The organism is Bifidobacterium sp. ESL0784 (genome assembly GCF_029433295.1).
In the GTDB taxonomy this organism is placed as follows: Bacteria; Actinomycetota; Actinomycetes; order Actinomycetales; family Bifidobacteriaceae; genus Bifidobacterium.
In genome coordinates this window covers 484,641-503,918 of sequence record NZ_JAQTHV010000003.1, presented here as the reverse complement: position 1 = coordinate 503,918, position 19,278 = coordinate 484,641, and the positions used below count along the sequence as shown (strand labels likewise).

The 19,278-nt window shown below is 55.6% G+C and carries 17 protein-coding genes; 16 read left to right on the top strand and 1 reads right to left on the bottom strand.

What is annotated here, in order from left to right:
• The first annotated feature begins 2 nt into the window (after positions 1 to 2).
• From PT279_RS06565 to PT279_RS06490, 16 genes are all read left to right on the top strand, one after another.
• Positions 3 to 275, top strand: coding sequence for a DUF5344 family protein (locus tag PT279_RS06565; protein ID WP_277166579.1), 273 nt, complete (start codon positions 3 to 5; stop codon positions 273 to 275).
• A gap of 2 nt (positions 276 to 277) precedes the next feature.
• Entirely contained in the window at positions 278 to 751 is a 474-nt protein-coding gene (locus PT279_RS06560; protein WP_277166578.1) for a hypothetical protein, read from the top strand.
• Positions 748 to 4,440 carry a TNT domain-containing protein gene (locus PT279_RS06555; protein WP_277166577.1) on the top strand — a complete coding sequence of 1,231 codons (3,693 nt, stop codon included), beginning with the start codon at positions 748 to 750 and terminating at the stop codon, positions 4,438 to 4,440. Before PT279_RS06560 ends, PT279_RS06555 begins: the two co-directional genes overlap by 4 nt.
• A 65-nt stretch (positions 4,441 to 4,505) precedes the next feature.
• Positions 4,506 to 5,273: a hypothetical protein gene (locus PT279_RS06550; protein WP_277166576.1), complete on the top strand. Its 768-nt coding sequence runs from the start codon at positions 4,506 to 4,508 to the stop codon at positions 5,271 to 5,273.
• 49 nt (positions 5,274 to 5,322) lie between these two features.
• Complete coding sequence (locus tag PT279_RS06545; protein WP_277166575.1) at positions 5,323 to 6,039, top strand: hypothetical protein; 717 nt, start codon at positions 5,323 to 5,325, stop codon at positions 6,037 to 6,039.
• Between the two features lie 51 nt (positions 6,040 to 6,090).
• A complete protein-coding gene (locus PT279_RS06540; RefSeq protein WP_277166574.1) occupies positions 6,091 to 6,507 on the top strand; it encodes a DUF5082 family protein in 417 nt (138 codons plus the stop codon).
• A gap of 58 nt (positions 6,508 to 6,565) precedes the next feature.
• Complete coding sequence (locus PT279_RS06535) at positions 6,566 to 6,859, top strand: hypothetical protein (RefSeq protein ID WP_277166573.1); 294 nt, start codon at positions 6,566 to 6,568, stop codon at positions 6,857 to 6,859.
• A 51-nt stretch (positions 6,860 to 6,910) separates the two neighbouring features.
• Complete coding sequence (locus tag PT279_RS06530) at positions 6,911 to 7,756, top strand: hypothetical protein (protein ID WP_277166572.1); 846 nt, start codon at positions 6,911 to 6,913, stop codon at positions 7,754 to 7,756.
• A 417-nt stretch (positions 7,757 to 8,173) separates the two neighbouring features.
• Positions 8,174 to 8,896, top strand: a complete 723-nt coding sequence (locus tag PT279_RS06525) for a hypothetical protein (RefSeq protein ID WP_277166571.1) — start codon at positions 8,174 to 8,176, stop codon at positions 8,894 to 8,896.
• 282 nt (positions 8,897 to 9,178) lie between these two features.
• The gene (locus PT279_RS06520) at positions 9,179 to 9,937 is read left to right on the top strand and encodes a hypothetical protein (protein ID WP_277166570.1); all 759 of its coding nucleotides are present in this window, start codon (positions 9,179 to 9,181) and stop codon (positions 9,935 to 9,937) included.
• Positions 9,937 to 10,836, top strand: a complete 900-nt coding sequence (locus PT279_RS06515; RefSeq protein ID WP_277166569.1) for a hypothetical protein — start codon at positions 9,937 to 9,939, stop codon at positions 10,834 to 10,836. Before PT279_RS06520 ends, PT279_RS06515 begins: the two co-directional genes overlap by 1 nt.
• Positions 10,837 to 11,071: 235 nt before the next feature.
• Positions 11,072 to 12,736, top strand: coding sequence for an FHA domain-containing protein (locus tag PT279_RS06510; protein WP_277166568.1), 1,665 nt, complete (start codon positions 11,072 to 11,074; stop codon positions 12,734 to 12,736).
• Positions 12,737 to 13,171: 435 nt separating this feature from the next.
• Positions 13,172 to 14,473: a DivIVA domain-containing protein gene (locus PT279_RS06505; RefSeq protein WP_277166567.1), complete on the top strand. Its 1,302-nt coding sequence runs from the start codon at positions 13,172 to 13,174 to the stop codon at positions 14,471 to 14,473.
• A 162-nt stretch (positions 14,474 to 14,635) separates the two neighbouring features.
• Entirely contained in the window at positions 14,636 to 16,273 is a 1,638-nt protein-coding gene (locus PT279_RS06500; RefSeq protein ID WP_277166630.1) for an alpha/beta hydrolase, read from the top strand.
• Between the two features lie 240 nt (positions 16,274 to 16,513).
• Positions 16,514 to 17,236 (top strand): DNA repair protein RecO, encoded by a 723-nt coding sequence (recO, locus tag PT279_RS06495; protein WP_277166566.1) that lies wholly within the window; start codon positions 16,514 to 16,516, stop codon positions 17,234 to 17,236.
• A 2-nt stretch (positions 17,237 to 17,238) separates the two neighbouring features.
• A complete protein-coding gene (locus tag PT279_RS06490) occupies positions 17,239 to 18,039 on the top strand; it encodes an isoprenyl transferase (protein WP_277166565.1) in 801 nt (266 codons plus the stop codon).
• A gap of 163 nt (positions 18,040 to 18,202) precedes the next feature.
• Here PT279_RS06490 and PT279_RS06485 read toward each other — a convergent pair whose 3' ends face one another.
• A complete protein-coding gene (locus tag PT279_RS06485) occupies positions 18,203 to 19,252 on the bottom strand; it encodes a LacI family DNA-binding transcriptional regulator (protein WP_277166564.1) in 1,050 nt (349 codons plus the stop codon).
• Between the last annotated feature and the right edge of the window lie 26 nt (positions 19,253 to 19,278).

Genomic DNA, 19,278 nt, shown 5'->3' with positions numbered 1-19,278 from the left:
TCATGGGTGAAATCAAGGCGAATGACGAATCGCTGTCCGATATTGAGAGTTCGTTGAATGGTGTCGTGGTGAAGCTTCCTGATAAGTTCAGTCCTTTCGAGGGAGGAAGTTCAGCCGATGGCTATAACGAATTCAAACGCCAGCTTAAGGACGTTAACGACGTGTGCAAGAAGTATGGGGCCTTGCTGGCGGCTGATGTCAAGGTTTTGAAGTCTGCGGTAAAGCAGCTGCAGGATAGCGATGAAGCCGTGAGCGCTTCCTTCGCAGGGAGATAGAGATGGTCAATCAGAATCATGAAGAGCAAGGCGAAGAGCGTCGTGATGGTCGGCGTCCGATGTATCGGAAACGGAATGTGGTGCCGGTGGTGCCGTCACGCGCCAAGGGCTGTCTGATAGCGATGGGTGTGCTGAATGTATGCATGGCTGTTTTCTTGGGGACTGTATCGGTGCTTGCTGGTTCGTCTATGTTCAGGATGGTGGAGCTGGTGTCGTTGGGCGTGGTGGCTCTGGTATGTCTAGTGGCGGGTGCGGTGACTTTGGTGTTCGTGGGTGTGCGTTCGCGTGCTTGGCGCGAGGTTGTTCGCTGGTCGTGCCGTGTGGGGCTTGTGCTGTTGGTTCTCGTTGCGGTGATGGACGTGGTGCTGCGTTCGGGCAGCGATTATATCGCGGTGTGTTTTGTGATGCTGTTTGTGGGTGCGATGTGCATCGATTCCGTGTTGCATTTTCTTGATTTCGTGGAGGTTAGGTCATGAGCTTCAATGTAAGCGCAAAAGATGTCGATTCCTTGGTGAAAAGCGTCGCGAAGTATGAGGATGATCTGGAGAAGGCTATGAAGAATCTCTCCAGCGCTATAGATAACTTGTCTGGTAACCAAGGTTTTTCAGGTGCCTTGGCTACTAGCGTAAAGGCCTATTTTTCTGAGGTTCATGGTGCTGCCTCCCAATCGTTGCTGACGTTGGCTGCAGAGGCTTTGGCAATTGCATCACAGTATAAACAGGGTTATACAGGCATTGATGGTTCTGCGACATTCCATCTCACTGATGCCTCTTTGTCAGCGGCCAGTAGCCAAATGGCTAGTTTCAAAGGTGGGGTCGAGTCTGCTTCCGGTTCTTTGGCGGCGCAGATTTCATCCATCAGGGACATCATTTCGATTGCAAATCCGTCGATGGCGTCTTTGGATAACTCGTTGGCTACGACTCAGGCCAATGCGGACGATACAAATAATAAGGTATCTGCGCATGAGCAGAACAGCATGCAAAACGCCAAACGTATCGGTGATCTTGCGTCGTCATTATCGTCGTTCTTGGATGGGCAAGGCGCGCATCCCACGGGAGGAGTGGGATATGTGCCCGGCTCCGTTTTTGAGTCGCCTGCATATCAGGCTCTTATCGGTTCTCTTGGCTCTGCTGTGGATGTTGTTTCTCAAAGCGAATCCGTGATACAGGCGGCATTGAAGTCGGTCGAAAAGAATGATGAGATTCGTCAGAAGATTGCCGAGGCTGAACAGCGGAAAAAAGATGGTGTATGGCAGTTGATTGCGGGAGGACTTGCTTTGGTCGGCACGGTTGCCGTGTGTGTACTGACGTGTGGTGCTGGCGTTCCCGTGGTTCTCGCAGTAGGGGGTGCTTTGCTAGCAGGCGCTTTCGATGCTTCGGAAATGGCGGAGGGCGCTGGCAAATGGTATTACGGTGCGAAAGGAGATGCGACGACTAAAGTTATTAACCCGGTGCGTGACTGGTTGATGGGTGGCAATCAGAAGGCGTATGATACGGCTTCGTTCTGGGTCCATACCGTTGATTGTGCTATTGCTCCAGTAGGTGGCGCTGTCAATCTTGCCCGAGCGAGTACGACTGTTGGAGGCAAAGCCCTCGCCCTTGGGCGGGTTGCGCTTGAGCAGGGTGCGGGATATGCAGGAGGCAAACTGTTTGGTGAGGCCAGTGATGCGATCTTCGAAAAATTCGGAGCGAGTCAGTATGAATCCGCAGCATTCCAAAATGCAATTGGGCTGAAGGGCAGTATGAAGGGCATGAAAGGTCCCCATGAAGATACGTTCCATCATACGACCGAAGATTTGGAAGGATCCAAAGGCAAACATGCTTGGGTTGACCCTGACCGTCCGGTGCGTGGAACGGAAGCCGATATCAAGGCGTACCAAATCGGTAAGGATTTGCATGAGATTCGAGATTGGGCTTTTGATGCCGTTTTTCTTCCTGCGTATTCTCATCAAGACGCAGCAAAGAATTTTGCCATTAAAGGTACGGGACATCAAGATACTGTATTTTCTCATGATGCTCCTGCTCATAGGGATAGTGCAGGGCAAGAAAGGGCCAAGAATTCTACGGGTGAGGCGATGCATAGTTCCTCATCTGATTCTCAGTTGAGGACTGAGCATTTCGGACAGACTGATCCGACGGATACGGCGAAAGATGAGCGACGTACCGAATCAGCTGAGAGCAAGCATTCATCGGTTGGCGGCAATGGATCTCGGAACGGCGCCGTTCAGTCAGATCGATCTCAGTTTGATAAAATTGATAAGTCCGATGAATCAAGGAATACAGATGCCACGAACAAATCGAATAATAATGGAAAATTGAATCGTGATAATGCAGCTTCCCCTGTTTCGAGCAACAGATCTTCAGAGCATCCTGCCCGACCAGAGCAAGGACAGACGAATGTAGGGGATTCCCGCAACAATGCCGTATCTTCCCATGACACAGGACAGTCCAGCAACGAAGGGAGCATACCGAGACAAGGTTCTGAATCCAAGAGTCCCGCTTCCGTTGGCCAGGGCGGTGTTGTCCATGAGACTGCAAACAAATTGGCCGATGGTGGTGCGCAAGCAGATCTGCACCCTACTACTGACGACAACGGTGTCAAGAATGGCGGTATGGGCCAGCCCGATGACGTGAAACCCACGGATGCCAACGGGTCCGATGCTGCCAATGCCGGTGCTAATAGACCGAATGGTGACGTCAGCGGCAACACCAAGGCAGATGTGAATGACAAGGTGGAGCATGCCGATGGTTCAGAGAAAGGCAATGCGCACACGGCCGATGCCTCCGTGAAGGATGATGGTACAGTAAAGTCCGACAAGGAGGATAGCGTTGCAAAGGGTGACGATGCGATAAAGTCCAATCAGGCAGATAGCGCAGCAAAGGATACCGAATACAGTAAAGAGAACAGGTCGGCTAGATCGGACAAATCCTCACATTCTGCAGAGAAGACGGAGTCCAAGTCTGCTATTGGTTCCGAAGGGGATGCGAATAAGTCCGGAGAAAGTAAGAACTCTGGTGGTGTTCATCATGGGGTTTCGGATTCTCATGACACGCGTAAGGATAATACCCAGGCGGGCGATGTTGCCGAAGACGCTAAACCTAATACCAACGCGAATGGTATCAAACAACCTGAGCATGATGGCATCATTGATGGGGCAGCAGATTCCTCTCATCACAACGTCAGTAAGGATTGGGCGGCAACGGGCAGTCAGGATGAAGGTGGTTCGTCCTCTTCGCAAGCTGCCGGCCATGTGGCAGCGGCTGATACGTTTGTGAAGGTGGTCGATGGGCATCCCGTCGACTCCTGCGGCACGCTTTTGCAGGATCCGAGTGGTGAGAACAGGCCATGGCATCAGGATAATTATGCCGATTTGCGGGATGCGGGTGCCAGCGAAGCGGATGCCAGACGCATGGCATGGTGGAATAAGCCACCGTCTGGTGAGCAGTATCAAAAGTATGAGTATCAGTACAACTCGGTGATTGACCCAAAGGATCCGGCTGCGCCTTACAAGCTTGACGCTGATGGCAGTATCCTGCGAGATCCTGATGGTAATCCTATCAAGGAGCAGCATTGGATCGATCCAGTCACCGGGGAGGCCCATTACCCACGTCAGGCGGGCTTCGAACTCGGAAAGGGCGAGAAACTCGAAACACAGGTAATGGAAAGAGGACAACTGCTTGATCGAATTGGCGGGGAAGACGGAGGATATCTGGCAACAGTGGATGATCCGGCCCATCAAGGTGCGCCTCTCGACGAGCGGAGCGTTGCTCCTTGGAGCAAGAGAAGCAGCCGTCATCTTTACGTTGTGGTCAATGAGTTCAAAGCGTTGCGTGGACAAGCGGCTCCAGCTTTCGGTGATCCGGGTGGAGCTGAACAGGTCATTGTTCCCAAGGATCCACATGAGGGAGGATATACAGGTGAAGATTTATCAAGACTAGGAACAGACAAGGTGACGCCAGAAGATCAGCTGAATACGGTCGCTGATATGGTTGATAAAAACTGCGAGAAAATGTCGGGTCGTGAATATGATTCCATTCATGATTTGGTCGCAGATTTCTCGAAAGAAGATACCAATAAGGGCCTGATAGAGGTCCATTACAACGAGGAGGGGAAGATAGTAGTCGGGCCGCCTCCGGAGTCCGAGTCTGGGCCCGGAAAATCCTGAAATAGGAAGAGTATTGCCTGATGTCTAACAATGGCGTGTGTGGGTCGTTTTGAAAGGAGTGACGTATGGATTCTGGAGATGCGAAAAAAGTGGCTGCGGCGTTGGATCCCGTGGCGCGACGGTATGGGTGGAAGGCGGATATGGATGTGCTGAATGGGGGTGTCGCCGGCGTGTCGTTGAGCCCATTGGGGTTCCAGGTGGAGAATATGTTCTGTGTGTATCTCACTGAGGGAGGGTTCGATGCCAGGTACCGCGGTCGTTATCATGATTCGTTTCTGAAGGTGGATACTTTGGATGGTCTGCGCCTGTTGTTCGATCTGGTGTTGGCGAAGCATGGTGATCCCAATGAGACCGGTGACCCATCGATACTTGCGGCTTGCCGCCAAGTGTGGCCGGAGTTGCCTTCGGGGCTTTACAAACTGAAACGAGAGGCAATGACGCCTTGGGAAGTCCCTGAGGTAGTTGGTGAGTTCGTAGATTCGCGATGGTGGTCGTCCGGTTCGTTAAGACGGCATGCGGTGTGTCTGGTCGGCGGTGGTACGGGCCGCGACGGCTTGCCGGTGTATCGTCTGGTGTACGTGGATGGTGGAGATGGTTATTACGAATATGGCAATATCCCTGGCCGGCATGAGGTGCTGGCTCCGGATGGTGCCGCTTACGGCTATTCCGTGTACCGCCACGCGGTATCTGCGATGGCGGAGGCTGCGTGGACCCTGCGGTGTGCGTGGAATCGTATCCGTGCTTTGGGCTCCGAAGATAATCCAGATGCGGAGAAGATTGTGGCCTTTTTCGTGCGGGAAAAATTTAGCAGCCTTTGGAGTGTAGGCCTATAAAACTTATCCCGGTTGTTTTGGTCCAATTGTATTTTTGGAGGTGTTCTATATGGATTTTAATGCTGTGGTCGGGGCCCTGAGCCCGGTGGCCCGCCAACGTTGGTGGGTGTTGTATCGTTCGGGCGAAGGCGTGGATTGTCTGGAGCAGACGGGTGAGGAAACGGTGGATCGGGAGAATTTCTACCGGTTTGTGCCTTCGTCGGAGGGGTGTGGGGTGTATGGCGTGCATCGCAATGTGTCATCGCCTGTGATGACGGTCAAGGGAGAGGGAAACCTCAGACTGTTGGCCGATTTGCTGATGCATGATCCTTATATGGACTGGCCTGAGGCGATCCGCACGTTCCATTCCTATGATGGTCGGCCGTGGAATCTACCTGACCTGTTTTCCAAATATCTGGACGGGCGCTGGTATTCGGCAGGGAAGCCCAAGCCTGGTGCGGTGTGCCTGATGGATGCACAGGAGAATGGTGCCGGATTCGTGTTGATGTATGCGGGGCCGAACGGTGGCCTGTTCATGCAGCCGGGGGAGGTCGGCTCGTATTCGAATCGTGTGCCTCTGCTGGCTTACCGAGCTTGGGATTTGCAGGAGATTGATCGTCGTGCCCATGAGTTCGACGTGCGGCCAGATGATGAGACCGATGTGATTCGGCGGAAGTATGCGTTGGATGTGATTGAGCACGGGGCGGCATTGTCGAGTGTGAAGCATCTGATTCGTGAGGGGTATATTCAAGAAGTGGATGGTCCGGACGAAGTTGGCCAGGCTTAATGCCTAGGGCTCGTTTTCATTTGGGTTGATGAACATAAGGAGTTGATTGGGATGGCGCAGAGTAGGAGACAGCTGGAAAATCAGCGGTCAAACGCACAGTCGTGTATTGCGTCCGCGAAGGCATCGAATGCAAAGATTGACGAGCAGCTGTCCCGTCTGAAGACGGCCCTCGGCCAAGTCGACGGCATCTATCAGTCGTGCAAGGGGTTGTCGCGTTCGATTAACAAGTATGACGTAGGTGGCACCTGGCAAGGCGACCGGCGTGAGGATTTCGAACATAAGAAGAGCAGTGCGCATGGTGATGCGGATTCGTATACGAACGCGGTTGACAATGTGTACGACCAGATTCATGACAAGATAAATGAGCTGAACGACCAGAAAATTGACAACAATGGCATTATCGGCGATGCTCAGAGGACGCTGAACAATGTCGTCAATGCGTTGCAGAAGTGGGTCCATGACTGGTGACCTTTAGTGTGTCGGATTTTCCGGCTCGGGGTTTTGCTGCGTCTGTCTTTGTGACAGGATGTGTCGTTTTCTTTGGAAGGATGGGTTGATGGCGGATCAGGGCGATAGGGTGTTGTTGCATGTGTGGCTGCCGGCGACGCGACGGTCGTATGATGTGTGGGTGCCGTCGGACATGTCGGTGCATGAGGCTGCGGTGTTGACTGGCTCGATTCTGGCGGGCCGTGAGCCGGGCCGGTATGTGGACCGTGGCGATGTGGCGTTCATGGATTCGGGGACGGGCCGTTTGCTCAATCCTGCGGCGAGCGTGTCGAGTGCGGGTCTGGTGGATGGCAGCCAGGTCATGCTGGTGTGATGGGCAGGTCCAAAATCGACGAGGCTGTGCCTGGGGGGGGGGATGGAGCGGATGGCTGGCGTTGAGGATCTTGGAAGGCCGGGGAATAAGTTCGTAGGCGTGTGGCGTGCCGTCGGGCCGGTCGGCCAGTCTTCGGATTCGTCTCGGTCGGGTGCTTGGTCGTTTGATTTTACGTTGACTGGGCCGATGTGGTGCAGGTTCGCGCAGGCGTCGAACGCGTACGGCAGGGGGATACGTCTCATCGGCGTCCTCTTGGTCATCGGTGGTTTTGCGGCCTTGTGGGTGGGGTTTTCTGTGTGCACGCCGTTCGAGATGCTTCTTTTGACGGCCATCGGTGCTATTGGTTTGTTGGCGTGTACGCGGTCGTATTCGTGTTGGTTGTTGATGCATACGGTGTTGTGGTCGGCGTGTGAGTGGTTCGATGTGCCGGCGTTGAATACGTGGCAGGCGAAGGAGACGGTGTCGGCGTGGCGTGAGCACCGGTTCGACGCGCGTTGGCTGACGCCGTGCCGCCTGGTGGCGGACCAGGACGGGGTGGTGCTACTGCGTCGTGTGCGGGGCGGGGTGCGTGAGATGCGTGTCTCGTGGTCGGATCTGGCGTGTGTGCGGCTGACGGAGGAGGCGGTGGTGCTCTCGCCGTCGGCTGGCGGCCTGTCTGGTGTGGACATCATTCCGGCGATCGCGGATGCGAAGTTCGCGGATTTGTCCGGTTGTGTGCTGGTGGATCGGAGGGTGGTGCCTGATGTGGACGGGTTCGTCTCCTGGTGTCGGGAGCGTATCGCGGCCGCGTCGCCTCGGTTGCGTGGCCCGCGTCGTTGGTGGCGTGGGTTGTGGTCGTGGCTGTATGCGGACGGGAAGTATCTGGACGGCCCGCCGGCATGGGCGGCGAACAAGTGAACGGGGTTGTGCATGGTCTTTGACCGTGGTTTTAACGAAGAAAGTCGGTAATGGCCGAGAGTCTCGCTAGAAGTTTCCGTCCTGTGTGAGACCAATAGCGAACGTACTATTCCGATAGATGGAAGCCTGACATATGGGTTTGGGTGCCGGTGGAGTTTGTTCCCCTGAAAGGGTGGTGTCGGGGAACATAAATGGCTTTGGAGAGAGGACTGCTTTATGAGATTTTTGGATGAGGGTAGGAAGCCCTGTCCGTCTGTTGTCCGTTACCGTATACAGGCCCGGTTGTATGGAGTCTTTTGCTTGGTGGTATGTGTGTTTCTTCTGTATCACTCGACAATTGGGTTTCTTGATGGTAAAGACTCGCCTGTTTTGTGGCAATGGATGCTTCAAGGTTTGCTGCTTGGATTGGAGGGCAGCATGCTCTTACTGCTTGCGTGGAAGCCCAAGGATCGGTGGTATGACTGGTTTCGAGTTGCCGGTTATGGCGGGATCATGATTCCGGTGTTTGCGGTTATTGCGTGGATATCTGGTTCCAAGTCATATATTCCTTATGTGTTACCGGGTTTGTTGGTTTCGGCTGTGGCTTTGTTTGGCGGGGATCGTCTGTTCGGGGAGGACTTGCCGGAGGGCGTGAGGCGTCCCAAAACGATGCCGGATACTGCGGCGGTGCTCAAGTCGGGGCATGGCCTGATCTGGAGTGACGAGGCTGAGCGCGGAGGCTCGGCCGAAGAGCATGGGTATGTGCCCTATCGCCGAAGGGTGCGTCAGTTCTCGTTTGTGATGTTCGGTATGGCGGCGCTGGCTTTGGGGATGGGCGTGTGGTTCCTTTGGATGGGGCACGGTGGTTTTTCCGGTGACAACCGCGCGGTGTCGTTGCTGGCTGTCTCGCTGGTCGTCCAGGCCGTATTCATCGCGGTATCCGGGTATTGGTACTTCAAGATTTCGAGCTTCTTGTCGGAGGGTAGCCGTTCGGGGCTGAAAGCTTCGTGCTGGCTTTCGGCGGGTGTGGGGCTGGTGTGCTTGCTGCTGCTGGCCGTGCTGCTTGATGGCGATGAGAAGGCGTTCTGCATGGCGGGGCTGTTCGGGTTCTTCCCGCTCCTGTGTGTCGGGATGGTCAACCAGTGGATACTCAAACGGTGAAGAGCGGTGCATGCTGTGCTAATAAACGAGAATGTGATGAGGAATAGGCGCAGGTATGGCAGTCGATTGGATATGGAATCAAGGTAAAAACAGCAGTGGTATAAGGACGCGAAGAACGGGTTCAGGAACGGTTTTGACGATCTATTGCATGGAGGCAAATGATGAGCGGGCGTTTTTTGCCGGACAGGTCGGTTGATGGTTCCCCGTCCGTTCTGTCGGGTCCGTTTCGTTTTGGGTTGGGGGTACCGCAGGGAGCTGTTCCGTGCGGAGAACGGTGTCTACATGCGCAAGCTGGGGTTGATCGGCACGGTATGCGCCGGGTGGTTTTCGGTTGCCGCGGTTTTCACGTATTATATTCCGCTGTTTTTCGGGCTGCCTTCTTCTGCGGAAGTCAGCAAGGATGAGTTTTGGCCGGTGACCGGTGGTTTTTTGATTGGTTGTTTTTTTGTGTGGTGTCTGGTGCGTCCGCCGTTTCTGTTTGTGTTTCGTTCGGGTGAGGCGCGTTCGTTTTTCCGGTTCCATGGGTTGCGTGTGTCCGGGGGCGCGGATCCGCGGGGGGGGCTGTCGGTTTCAGTGTCGACGTCGTTGTGCGGGCTGGGCGGCGAGGAGGTGGCGGCCGACGGGACGGTGGTGCGTACGCCGTATGCGTTCATGCGGCGGTGGCCGGTGGTGACGCGTCGTTTCGTGTTTCTGCCGGTGGCGGATTGGCGCAGTGATTCGGCGTTGTGGAACATGGTGGGGGTGAACTGGGCGTTTCGTCCTGAGTGGGACGGTGAGGGTGTGGCGTTGCCGCGTTCGGGTGTGTCTGGCGTGTGGCGTGTGTGCTGGCGGGTGCATGGGCGTGTGCGTGAGGCGTCGAGGCGGTATCGGCGTGCGAGGCGTCTGGCGGGTCGTGGGGTGCGTGATCCCGCGGCGGTGTCGGAGGCGTTGGCGTTGATGCGTCCGGAGCTGGAGTGGCTGGCCGAGGGCGAGCGCCTCAACCAGGAACGTGAGCGGCAGGCGGATCGGGATGCCGTATTATCCGAAAGGAGTGGGTGCTGATGAGCGGTTCTGGCAATGCGGGGTTGCCGACGGACGGGCATGTGCGCGCGCAAGATGCCGTCGGATCGGGCGGCCGTGCGTCGAGTTCGTCTGCATCCGCTGCTCGGTCATTTGATTTCATGTTGACTGGTCCGATGTGGGGCGAGTTTACTGAGGCGTCGAACGCGTATGGGCGTGGGGTGCGTCGCATCTTGTTGCCGTTCATAGTGTTTTTCGGCGTGGTGCTGTTAGCGGGTTTCCTGAGGAACGGGACTTTGTATATTCCGGGTGATGAGGGGAAGGCGGTGCTTTGCCTTATTGGGATTATGGCGGTGTGTTTGTTCTTGTGTTGGGGACGTTTGGATTGTTCGTTGGTGTTGCATGTGATGTTTCGTTCGGTGTCGGATTGGTTTGCGGTGCCGAGTACAAGCACGGCGGAGTTGACGCGGGTGTTTGCTGAATGGCGTGCCGATGATTTCGATTCGCGTTGGAATACTCCGTGCCGGCTGACGGTCGATGCGGATGGTGTGGTGTTGGAGCGTTGGGTGCGCGGCGCGCATGCTCGTGAGGGGTCGGCGGGCCGGCGTCGTGTGGTGCGCGCTTCCTGGTCGCAGTTGGATTGTGTGCGTCTGACGGAGCATGCGGTGGTATTGTCGCCGTCGGCCGGTGGAAAGGCGTCGATTGATATCATCCCGGCTGTGGCGGATGTGCGGTTCGCAGATCTGGATGGTTGTGTGTTGGTGGACCGGAGCGTGGTTTCTGATGTGGAGGGGTTCGTGGCCTGGTGCCGTGAGCGTATCGCGGCTATGGCGGTTCCGTTGCCGTCGCGTGGCCTGTGTGCGTGGGTGCGTCGTTTCTGGTCATGGTTGTACGGGGACCGTGAGTTTCTGGACGGTCCGCCAGCATGTGCAGCGAAGTGAGTCGCTGATGGTGATGTCTTTGTTGGTTGTGGTTTTAAGTATAAGGAGTCGGTGATGAAGGCTGTCTGCTCGACAGTGATTCCTTTTTGCTGGCGATGTCTGTATTCTTTCGCCAGCATGATATCGAAATTATCGCCAATGAATTAGAATGATTTTATTCAGATAATTCTGTCAAATCGTATCAATGGCAGGTGCGTGTTGGGCGTGCTTGTGCTCGTGCGTTGAAAGGGATAGCGTGAAAGAGAAGAAACTCAAGGACCGTCACACCGGCGCGCGCACGCTGAGCATCCATACCACGCGCGGCGAGAACCTGGATTATGAACGTGCCGAATGGCTGGCGACATGGCCTTCCCCGGTTCTACTCAGGTTCAAATACGAGGTCAAGGGTCACAACAACCTTTTCTATTACGACATCACCGGTTTGCCCACACTCAAGGAATATCTGGGCATGGGCATCTCCCGATCGCAGTATGTCTCGCTGCTGCGCTCGTTGGGCAGGCTCGGCGATCTGTGCTCAAAGGCGAACCTGCCGATGGAGATATTGCGTTTCGAGCCGGAAAACGTGTATGTCGCCAATGACGCAATGGTGTTTTGCTGCCTGCCGATGACCCCTGTTGTTCAGCAGATGTCGGTACTCGCTCTGTTGGCGCTTCTTGCCGATTCGAGCAAGGTGAAATTTGTGCTGCCCGCCGACCGGGAACTCACTGCACGCACGATGGATTTCGTCCGGCGCTCCCGTGTGTTTTCGGCGTTCGATTTCAACGAGTTTCTTGCAAACAATTTCGGTGGCGCCTCGGGAATGGCGGGCGCGCAGTCTTCGGCGTCGCAGGATTTCTCAGCCCGAGGTCGTTCGCAGGAAGCCGTGTTCGATCCGTTTGCATCCGATGCGCAACATGGTCAGGCCGGCAGTGGCCTGCAGAACGATGCTCGTCGGCAGGCTCCTTTCGGACAGTCTTACCCGAATGGGCAACAGGCTGGCGGCGGAAATGGTCCCGACGTCTTGCAGCCTGCGTCTGGGCGGCCTTACGCAGACCCTAGGCAGGCGTCCGTGGCTTCATCTGCCGGGTTCTCTCTTCCATCTCAAACTCAGGCTTCAGCTCAGGCTCAGGCTCCAACTCAAGCTCAGACTTCATCCCACGTTCCATCTCAAACTCAAACGTCAGCTCAAACTCAAGCTCCGGCTCAGCGCCCAGCCCAAGTTCACTCTCCAGCTCAGACCGCTATTGGCGTCGACATGCATACAAATCGGAATTCCGGCCAGGCAGATTCCTCCCACGATACCGACGGTGAGACTCGACCGAGCCTTATACACCCGCCTTCCGCGCAGGTCCAATTGCCGCAATCTCACGATCAGGCCGATGCCGAAAACAATAAAGCAGATGTTACGATGGCCGATCGTCCCGCAGAGCCCCAAACTCCCTTGGATTCCGGGACCCGTGCGCTGTCCGGGGCTTTGAGGCCTTCAAATCCAGGTCTGGCCGGAGCCGATTCAACAGGTAGGGTGCAGGCGGCAAACCATATGGCAACGTTCGCCGCGGTCGGGCGGAATGGCATGAATGGCCAAACGGCTCCTGCGAATTCCGCTTTTGTTCAGCAGCCCGCTGCATCCCGATCTTTTGCGGTGGTGCGTGACAGTGATGGGTCCAGGCTATGTACGGCGGTGAATACGGTGATGATCGGGCGTTCCAAACGCTGTGCCGCGAGAGTTGGCGGCAATACCAATGTCAGCCGCATCCACGCTAGCGTCACCGACCTCGGCGGCGGCCGGTTTGCCGTATCTGATTTGGGCTCTGCAAACGGAACCACCGTGGCCGGCAGGGTTCTTCATCAAGGCGATCAGGCACAGGTCGAGCTTGGGGAGCATTTCAGCGTGGCCGACGAGTCGCTTCATCTCGAATAGTTCGGTTGAACGCTAGGATTTTTGCCGTGTGGCGGCAGTCTCCGACGGGTTTCGCATGGTGCGGGTTTGCATGGCTTTTTGTCGTTGCAGAACGATTTTGAAAGTGGTTTCAGGCGCGTCCAAAGATAATGTTGCCGTTATGGTTCTGATCCCTTCCGAGGCGTTGACGGTCTTCGCCCCAGTTGGCAACTGACATATTGCGAGGTTTCGTCGTTGTCTTGCAAATGTTGTGAGTATAGTGCGGTCGCGCTGTTTGAGACGATTATAGTCAAATTGTCGCAAAAAGCCGTTTGAAAAGTTATGATGTTCGATTTTGTTAAGAGGTATTAATGTGTGCTTATAGACGTTTACGCTTTTTGCGTGAAGGCAATCGTATTGCGTCGTAACGACCACGTATACTAGCAAAGATGCATAGATCACCAGGAGGCAGAACTGATGGCTGAAGAGTCGGGTAACAACCAAAGCTCAACGGGAATAGAATATGCGGGAAAACGTAAGTGGGGCTATGACGTTGATCAGGTGAATGATTTCCTGGAGCGTGCCCATGAAATGTATGATAGGAATGATGGCGAGCTCACTCAGCAGGACATTCAGAGTGCTGCATTTACCTTTACCAAGGGTGGCTATGTCATTGCCGAAGTGGATGCCGCGCTGGCGCGGCTCGAGCATGCGGTGGTAGACAAGGAGACGGCCCGTCAGATTGGCGGCGATGGCAACGTGGCTTGGCAGGCTCGCACGCAACAGCTTTATAGCATGGTCAGTAATCATGCCAAGCGTAGCCATAAGGACCGTTTCATGCGTGGGGAGAAGAAGCGTCCTTCTTACGATGTCAAGCAGGTTGATCGCCTGATCGACCAGGTTATCGTCAAGGCCTCTGACGATTTGGGTGTCAGGTCTCTGAGCAGTGAAGAGGCGAAGGATCTCGCCGATCTCAACTCAAGCACTGTGGCCAATGTCATTTTCACCCAGCGCAAAGGCAACCACGGCTATGACGAACGTCAGGTCGATTATTACCTTGATGCCTGCGTCCAGCTTTTGAGCCGCATCGAATCCTATGCGCGTATCACGGATTACAACGAAAAGAACGCTACCGCAGCTGCAGCAGCCCAACCGTCTGCGGCTCCGGCGCCGGTTCCTGTTGTTGCGCCGGTACAGCCTGTTTCCGTGTCCGACAATGCCTCTGTCAGCCCGTTGATCAATGACAATGCCACGGTTCCATTCGCGGATCAGCCTATTCCATCAGCTCCATCGCCTGTCCCTCTCTATCAGGCTACGCAGTCAACGGAGCCTGCACAAAATGCTCAGACTACTGTTTCCTCGGGTTCTTTTGACGCGTTCCAGACGGACAGCCAAACTGTGCCCAATGATTTTGGCGCGGCTTCCTCTTCCACGTTTGATTTCAATACCGCGGTTCCCAATACACCCGCTCCGGTAATTCCCAATTTGCCAGATGGCGTCGGAACAACGGGCAACAATGTTCCTCAGCCAGTCCAAGACACCGCGGCCGATGCAAATTCCTCATTGGCTGCCTTGGCCAGTATGGCGCGTACCGCTGAAAATACATCCAAGAATGCCGAAACCTCAGCGTTTAATCCTCAGATGCCAACGCTCAGCACCCCGTCTCAGGGTATTGCTGACAATGGTGCTGCGAGTGCCAGCCCCGATGCCGAGATCCCGAATATTTTGTTCCCCGATCCCAGCGCCGGCAAAAGCGATGATCAGAAGACCGGTGAGTGACACTTCCATCAGCAGCGTACGCTGTGCCGTGGGCCACTTATCATGAGCACTGTGTCCAATGAATTGTCCTGCCAAACCGAGGTTTCCGGAGCTCAAAGCCAAAACACCGATAGTGTTTCGGGCAACAAACCCAACGAACCATGGGGACTTGGCCGTCGTCTTTTGGTGACCATTCCCATCTTCATTGTCCTTTTGGGCATTTTGGTGACGGTTTCCAGCCTCACCAGCGTTTCATGGAAAAGGGAACCCACCGGGCAGTCGGTGTCCACGCTTTCGCCCGACACCGCCGTCACTTTCGACAACCCTAAGGGTTTGCCGTTGGCACATCGCGACAGTTTCAAGGTTTCCTCGCGTACGGTCACTTTGGATATCAAGCGGCCTTCCACCGGCGAAGTTCAGCGTATCAATGTCCTGATCCGGGCGCCAAAAGATCCGGCTGGGGTGAGCGCAAGGCATCCCGGTGTTGTTTTCATGCACGGCGCAGGTTATGGGACCGCTGAAAACAGTTTCGGTGATGCCGCTGCGGATCTTTCTTCGGCCGGTTTCGTCACGGCCGTGCTCGACAAGCCTGTCTGGTCGACCAGCGATTTGACGCGCGACTATCCGGGCAGCGCGAAGGCTTACGACCAGGTCGTTCAATATCTGCGCAGGCAGTCCAACGTCAATCCGGACAAGGTCGGGCTTTACGCTACTTCCGAGAGCACGTGGATCTCGCCTTATGTCATTAAGTATGACAAACGTATCGCCTTCCAACTTCTTTTAAGTCCGATGGTTTACGGACCTCGTCAGTCCGTGGGATTTTTCGTCGCGCAGGACTTCTCGTTGGTCGGGGCGAACAACGGCTACCAGTCCATCGTCCGCCGGCTTTTCTACACCGATACGCAGATGATGGGGCTTCAAAACCTTGATTTCCCGATGGATCTGCCCGAGGCTTACTCCGTACCGACCATGGTGGTCTACGGTTCCAAAGATGTGTTGACCGCGCAGGTCGAAGGGCTGGAGCATATTCTTTATTCGGCTCACCGCGCCGGCAACCAGGACGTGACGGTGCGTAGCTATTCCGTGGCCAACCACGTTTTGCGGCTGGGCGACGAGGCGGAAAGCGGCACGCCGTTCGCCGATGATTACATCAATGACGTCATCTCATGGGCTGTGGGCACCACCGCCGACCTCAAACAGACCAGCGAGCTGGTCGCCGGCACCACCATCCGCCAGTCCATCGCCGTGCCGCTGGAACTCAAAGCCGACCGCAACCTCACCATTTACGGTTCTATCGTCAATGTCGGTATGGTGATTTTGCTCCTCGCGGCGCTGCTGATGGCGCTGGTCGGCTGCGGAATCAAAGCGTTGCGTCTGATCCGTCATGATCACAATCGGGTATTCGGCTTCATGCGCGGATTCGGCAGCGAACTTTTTGCCGTCACGCTTACGACGCTGGCGACGTTCGTGCTTTTCGCCGCCGGCCTTGGGCAGGTCATCATGGCCGTGGTCAAGCTTGGCTGGGGCGGGGCGCCCACGGAGAACCCGGGCATGATGCATTGGAGCTGGCCGGTCATCCAGGTGGTTTCGATTCTGGTCGTGTGGGCGTGGGCGCGCATTCTCGCCCGCTGCATCGAAGTCGCGCAGGTGCGCGGACTGGCGCAGCTCCCGCCACGAAAAGGCGCGATCCGTGAGGTGGTCAGCGGCCGTGAACCGGTTTTCGCTTCGAAGCGTTTCGGTCGTGTCTTCTTCTGGCTTGTCGCCGCCGCGATGTTCAGTGTCCTGCTGTTCTTCGCGTTCTGGGGCCTGTTCATCTTCTAAAACATGGTTCGTCCCGCTATTCGTACCAAGTTATTGTTGGTTATCCTGCGGGTAACCGGTCAATCCTGCAAGAAAACGTACGTTTTGACGCGCAAAAGCATACGAAAACTAGCGGGATTGACTGGTTACTGACAGTATGATTGGATTTCGTAACCCGTCAAGCGGTGCTCTCGCTTGAGGCATAGCGACGAGCGGTGCCCGTAGTATGTATGGTGGTGTCGGAATCGGGGAGGTGAGCGGATGGCGTTGTACCGGGACGAAGCTGTGGTCTTGAAAACCGTCAAACTCGGCGAGGCCGACCGCATCCTTACCCTCATGACCAAGAATCACGGCAAGGTGCGTGCCGTCGCCAAAGGGGTGCGGCGCACCAAATCGCGCTTCGGCGGCAGACTGGAACCCTTCATGCGTGACGACCTGCTCATCGCCGAAGGCCGTTCGCTGGACGTCGTCTCGCAGGCCTCCTGTATTTCCTCTTACGCCGCACGTATCTGTGTGGATTACGATGCCTATACTGCCGCCAACGTCATCGCCGAAACGACGGATAAGCTTGTCTCCACCGAGCACGAACCTGCCCAAAGACAATATATGCTATTGATTTCCGCGTTGGCGGCACTTGTCCGCGCACGTCATCCGGCCGAGGCCATCAGCGATTCCTATGTCATGCGGGCCTTGTCTCAGGCCGGTTGGACCCCGCGCCTTTCCTCATGCGCGGTGTGCGGCAAGCGCGATGACCTCGACTATTTTTCCGTGGCTTCCGGTGGTATTCTCTGCTCCACCGACCACACACCGGATTCACGGCGCATGGACCTCGACGGCCGTGAGCAGATGGAGGCGTTGATCGAGGGGGACTGGAATGTGCTTGACCGCACTCCTCTGAGAGCCGAAATTCGTCGATTTGTTGAAGAATGGGGTGAATATTACCTCGAACGTCCCATTCGCTCACTGAAGTTGCTAGATTCTTAAGTATGGCTTTCGAACATGTGGATTACACCTCGCTTGACGTGCCCGCGGCACCGTTCTCCGATCCGTCGATTATCCCGGCATTTCCGAAGAATAAGGTTCCCCGTCACGTCGGCGTGATCATGGACGGCAACGGACGTTGGGCCCAGCAGCGTGGGCTGACCCGCACCCATGGCCACCAGGCTGCCGAGCCGGTCGTTTTCGATACCATCGCCGGTGCCATCGAGGCCGGGGTGCGTTACCTGAGCCTCTATACTTTTTCGACGGAGAATTGGAAACGCAGCCCGCAGGAAGTCCGCTTCCTGATGGGCTTTTCGCGCGATATCATCCACCGCCGTGTGGCGCAGATGGACGAGTGGGGCGTGCGCGTGCGCTGGTCCGGCCGTCGCCCGAGACTTTGGAAATCCGTGATCGACGAACTTGAGGTTGCCATGGAGCGCACCAAGCACAATTCGACCATCGACGTGGTCTTCTGTATCAATTACGGCGGTCGTTCCGAGATTGCCGACGCTGCCGCGGCCATAGCCAAAGAGGTGCGCGACGGCAAAATCAGCGGTGATCGTGTCACCGAATCGATGATTTCCGAGCATCTTTATAATCCAGACATCCCCGATTGCGATTTGATAATCCGCACTTCCGGCGAACAACGCACTTCGAACTTCCTACCATGGGAAGCGGCTTACGCGGAACTTGATTTCGCGCCCGAACTTTTCCCGGACTACGGGCGTGAAGCCCTGTGGCGCTCCATCGATCACTACGTACATCGGGACCGACGTTTCGGCGGGGTAAAGGCCAAGTCGAAGTGACAAGTCAACAAGCCGATTAGTAGTATATAAGTCGGATCGGCAAATGGCGAAAACAAATAAACGGCTCTTCCGAAGTGTTACGGAAGAGCCGTTTATTTGTTCATCAATTATCCGTTGGTGATTATCGCAAACAAGTATCACGGATAATCGGCAATAAATGCTTCTATTTCTGTCCGACCACCGATTGGTTTCCAATGATTTGGCAATGGATGCAGGCCGGGATGGCCGAATTGATCGGCGGAAGGTCGATGAGGTTCTTGGGGAACGGATCTTCGCCCAGTGAACGCTTCTCAATGAGCGAGACCAGCTTGGAAACCGCCCAATAGCCCATTTCATAATACGGAATGGCGACGCTGGTCAGTCTGGGGGAGAAGGTATCGGCGATGTTGCTGTCGTTGCCCACGCCGATAACCGAAAGATCCTTGCCGACGGTCAAGCCACGGCGTGCGGCGCATTCGTAGATATACCATGCACGCGCGTCATCGTAGCAGAAGAAGGCGTCCGGCTTTACCTGGTCGAATAGCGAGGAAATCAAACCAAGAGCTTCGTCATTCTGCGAGATGTTGACAACCAGCTCCTTATCGAAGGGGATTTCCGCTTCGCTAAGCGCCTTGCGGTATCCTTCAAGCCTCGTGGCCTGGGCGATGGTGGGTGCGGAATTGCCGATGTAAGCAATTCTCTTGGCTCCGGCTTCAATGAGCTTTTTCGTCGCGTCATAGCCGACGAAAAATTCGTCAGGCTCGACGATGGGGAAACGGTTGTCTACGGTGTTGGTGGAAATCAGCACCAGCGGCGAATGGACCAGATCCTCAGGGACTTCAGTGACTTGGCTGGAAGGCCTGGAATAAAGGAAACCATCCATGCCGTAACGCTGTAGCACGGAAATCTGATCCGTCTGACTGGCTGAGCCGTCCGTGTCGACGAACAGGATGATGTAGCCGTAGTGGCTGGCTGCATCCTGTGCGCCCTGCAGGGTTTGTGCGGTGTAAGGGATGTCATAGATTTCGTCGGCGACGAATCCCAGAATCCCGGTTTTGCTGGTACGCAGGCTTCGGGCCATCGGATTGGGCTTGTATCCAAGCTCGTCGGCAATTTCCCGCACCTTTGCGGCTATTTGTGTTTTTACGCGCCCGGCATCCCTATTGTTGAGAACCAAGGAGACAGTGGAGATCGAGACTCCGGCCTTCTCCGCAACGTCTTTCATTGTCATCATATTTTCTAATCTATACCTATTTACGG

Coding starts and splice junctions, on each gene's coding strand:
- PT279_RS06560 (WP_277166578.1), top strand. CDS start 278: ATGGTCAATCAGAATCATGAAGAGCAAGGCGAAGAGCGTCGTGATGGT.
- PT279_RS06505 (WP_277166567.1), top strand. CDS start 13,172: ATGGCTGAAGAGTCGGGTAACAACCAAAGCTCAACGGGAATAGAATAT.
- PT279_RS06490 (WP_277166565.1), top strand. CDS start 17,239: ATGGCTTTCGAACATGTGGATTACACCTCGCTTGACGTGCCCGCGGCA.
- PT279_RS06540 (WP_277166574.1), top strand. CDS start 6,091: ATGGCGCAGAGTAGGAGACAGCTGGAAAATCAGCGGTCAAACGCACAG.
- PT279_RS06485 (WP_277166564.1), bottom strand. CDS start 19,252: ATGATGACAATGAAAGACGTTGCGGAGAAGGCCGGAGTCTCGATCTCC.
- PT279_RS06545 (WP_277166575.1), top strand. CDS start 5,323: ATGGATTTTAATGCTGTGGTCGGGGCCCTGAGCCCGGTGGCCCGCCAA.
- PT279_RS06550 (WP_277166576.1), top strand. CDS start 4,506: ATGGATTCTGGAGATGCGAAAAAAGTGGCTGCGGCGTTGGATCCCGTG.
- PT279_RS06565 (WP_277166579.1), top strand. CDS start 3: ATGGGTGAAATCAAGGCGAATGACGAATCGCTGTCCGATATTGAGAGT.
- PT279_RS06555 (WP_277166577.1), top strand. CDS start 748: ATGAGCTTCAATGTAAGCGCAAAAGATGTCGATTCCTTGGTGAAAAGC.
- PT279_RS06520 (WP_277166570.1), top strand. CDS start 9,179: ATGCGCAAGCTGGGGTTGATCGGCACGGTATGCGCCGGGTGGTTTTCG.
- PT279_RS06515 (WP_277166569.1), top strand. CDS start 9,937: ATGAGCGGTTCTGGCAATGCGGGGTTGCCGACGGACGGGCATGTGCGC.
- recO (WP_277166566.1), top strand. CDS start 16,514: ATGGCGTTGTACCGGGACGAAGCTGTGGTCTTGAAAACCGTCAAACTC.
- PT279_RS06535 (WP_277166573.1), top strand. CDS start 6,566: ATGTGTCGTTTTCTTTGGAAGGATGGGTTGATGGCGGATCAGGGCGAT.
- PT279_RS06530 (WP_277166572.1), top strand. CDS start 6,911: ATGGCTGGCGTTGAGGATCTTGGAAGGCCGGGGAATAAGTTCGTAGGC.
- PT279_RS06525 (WP_277166571.1), top strand. CDS start 8,174: ATGCTCTTACTGCTTGCGTGGAAGCCCAAGGATCGGTGGTATGACTGG.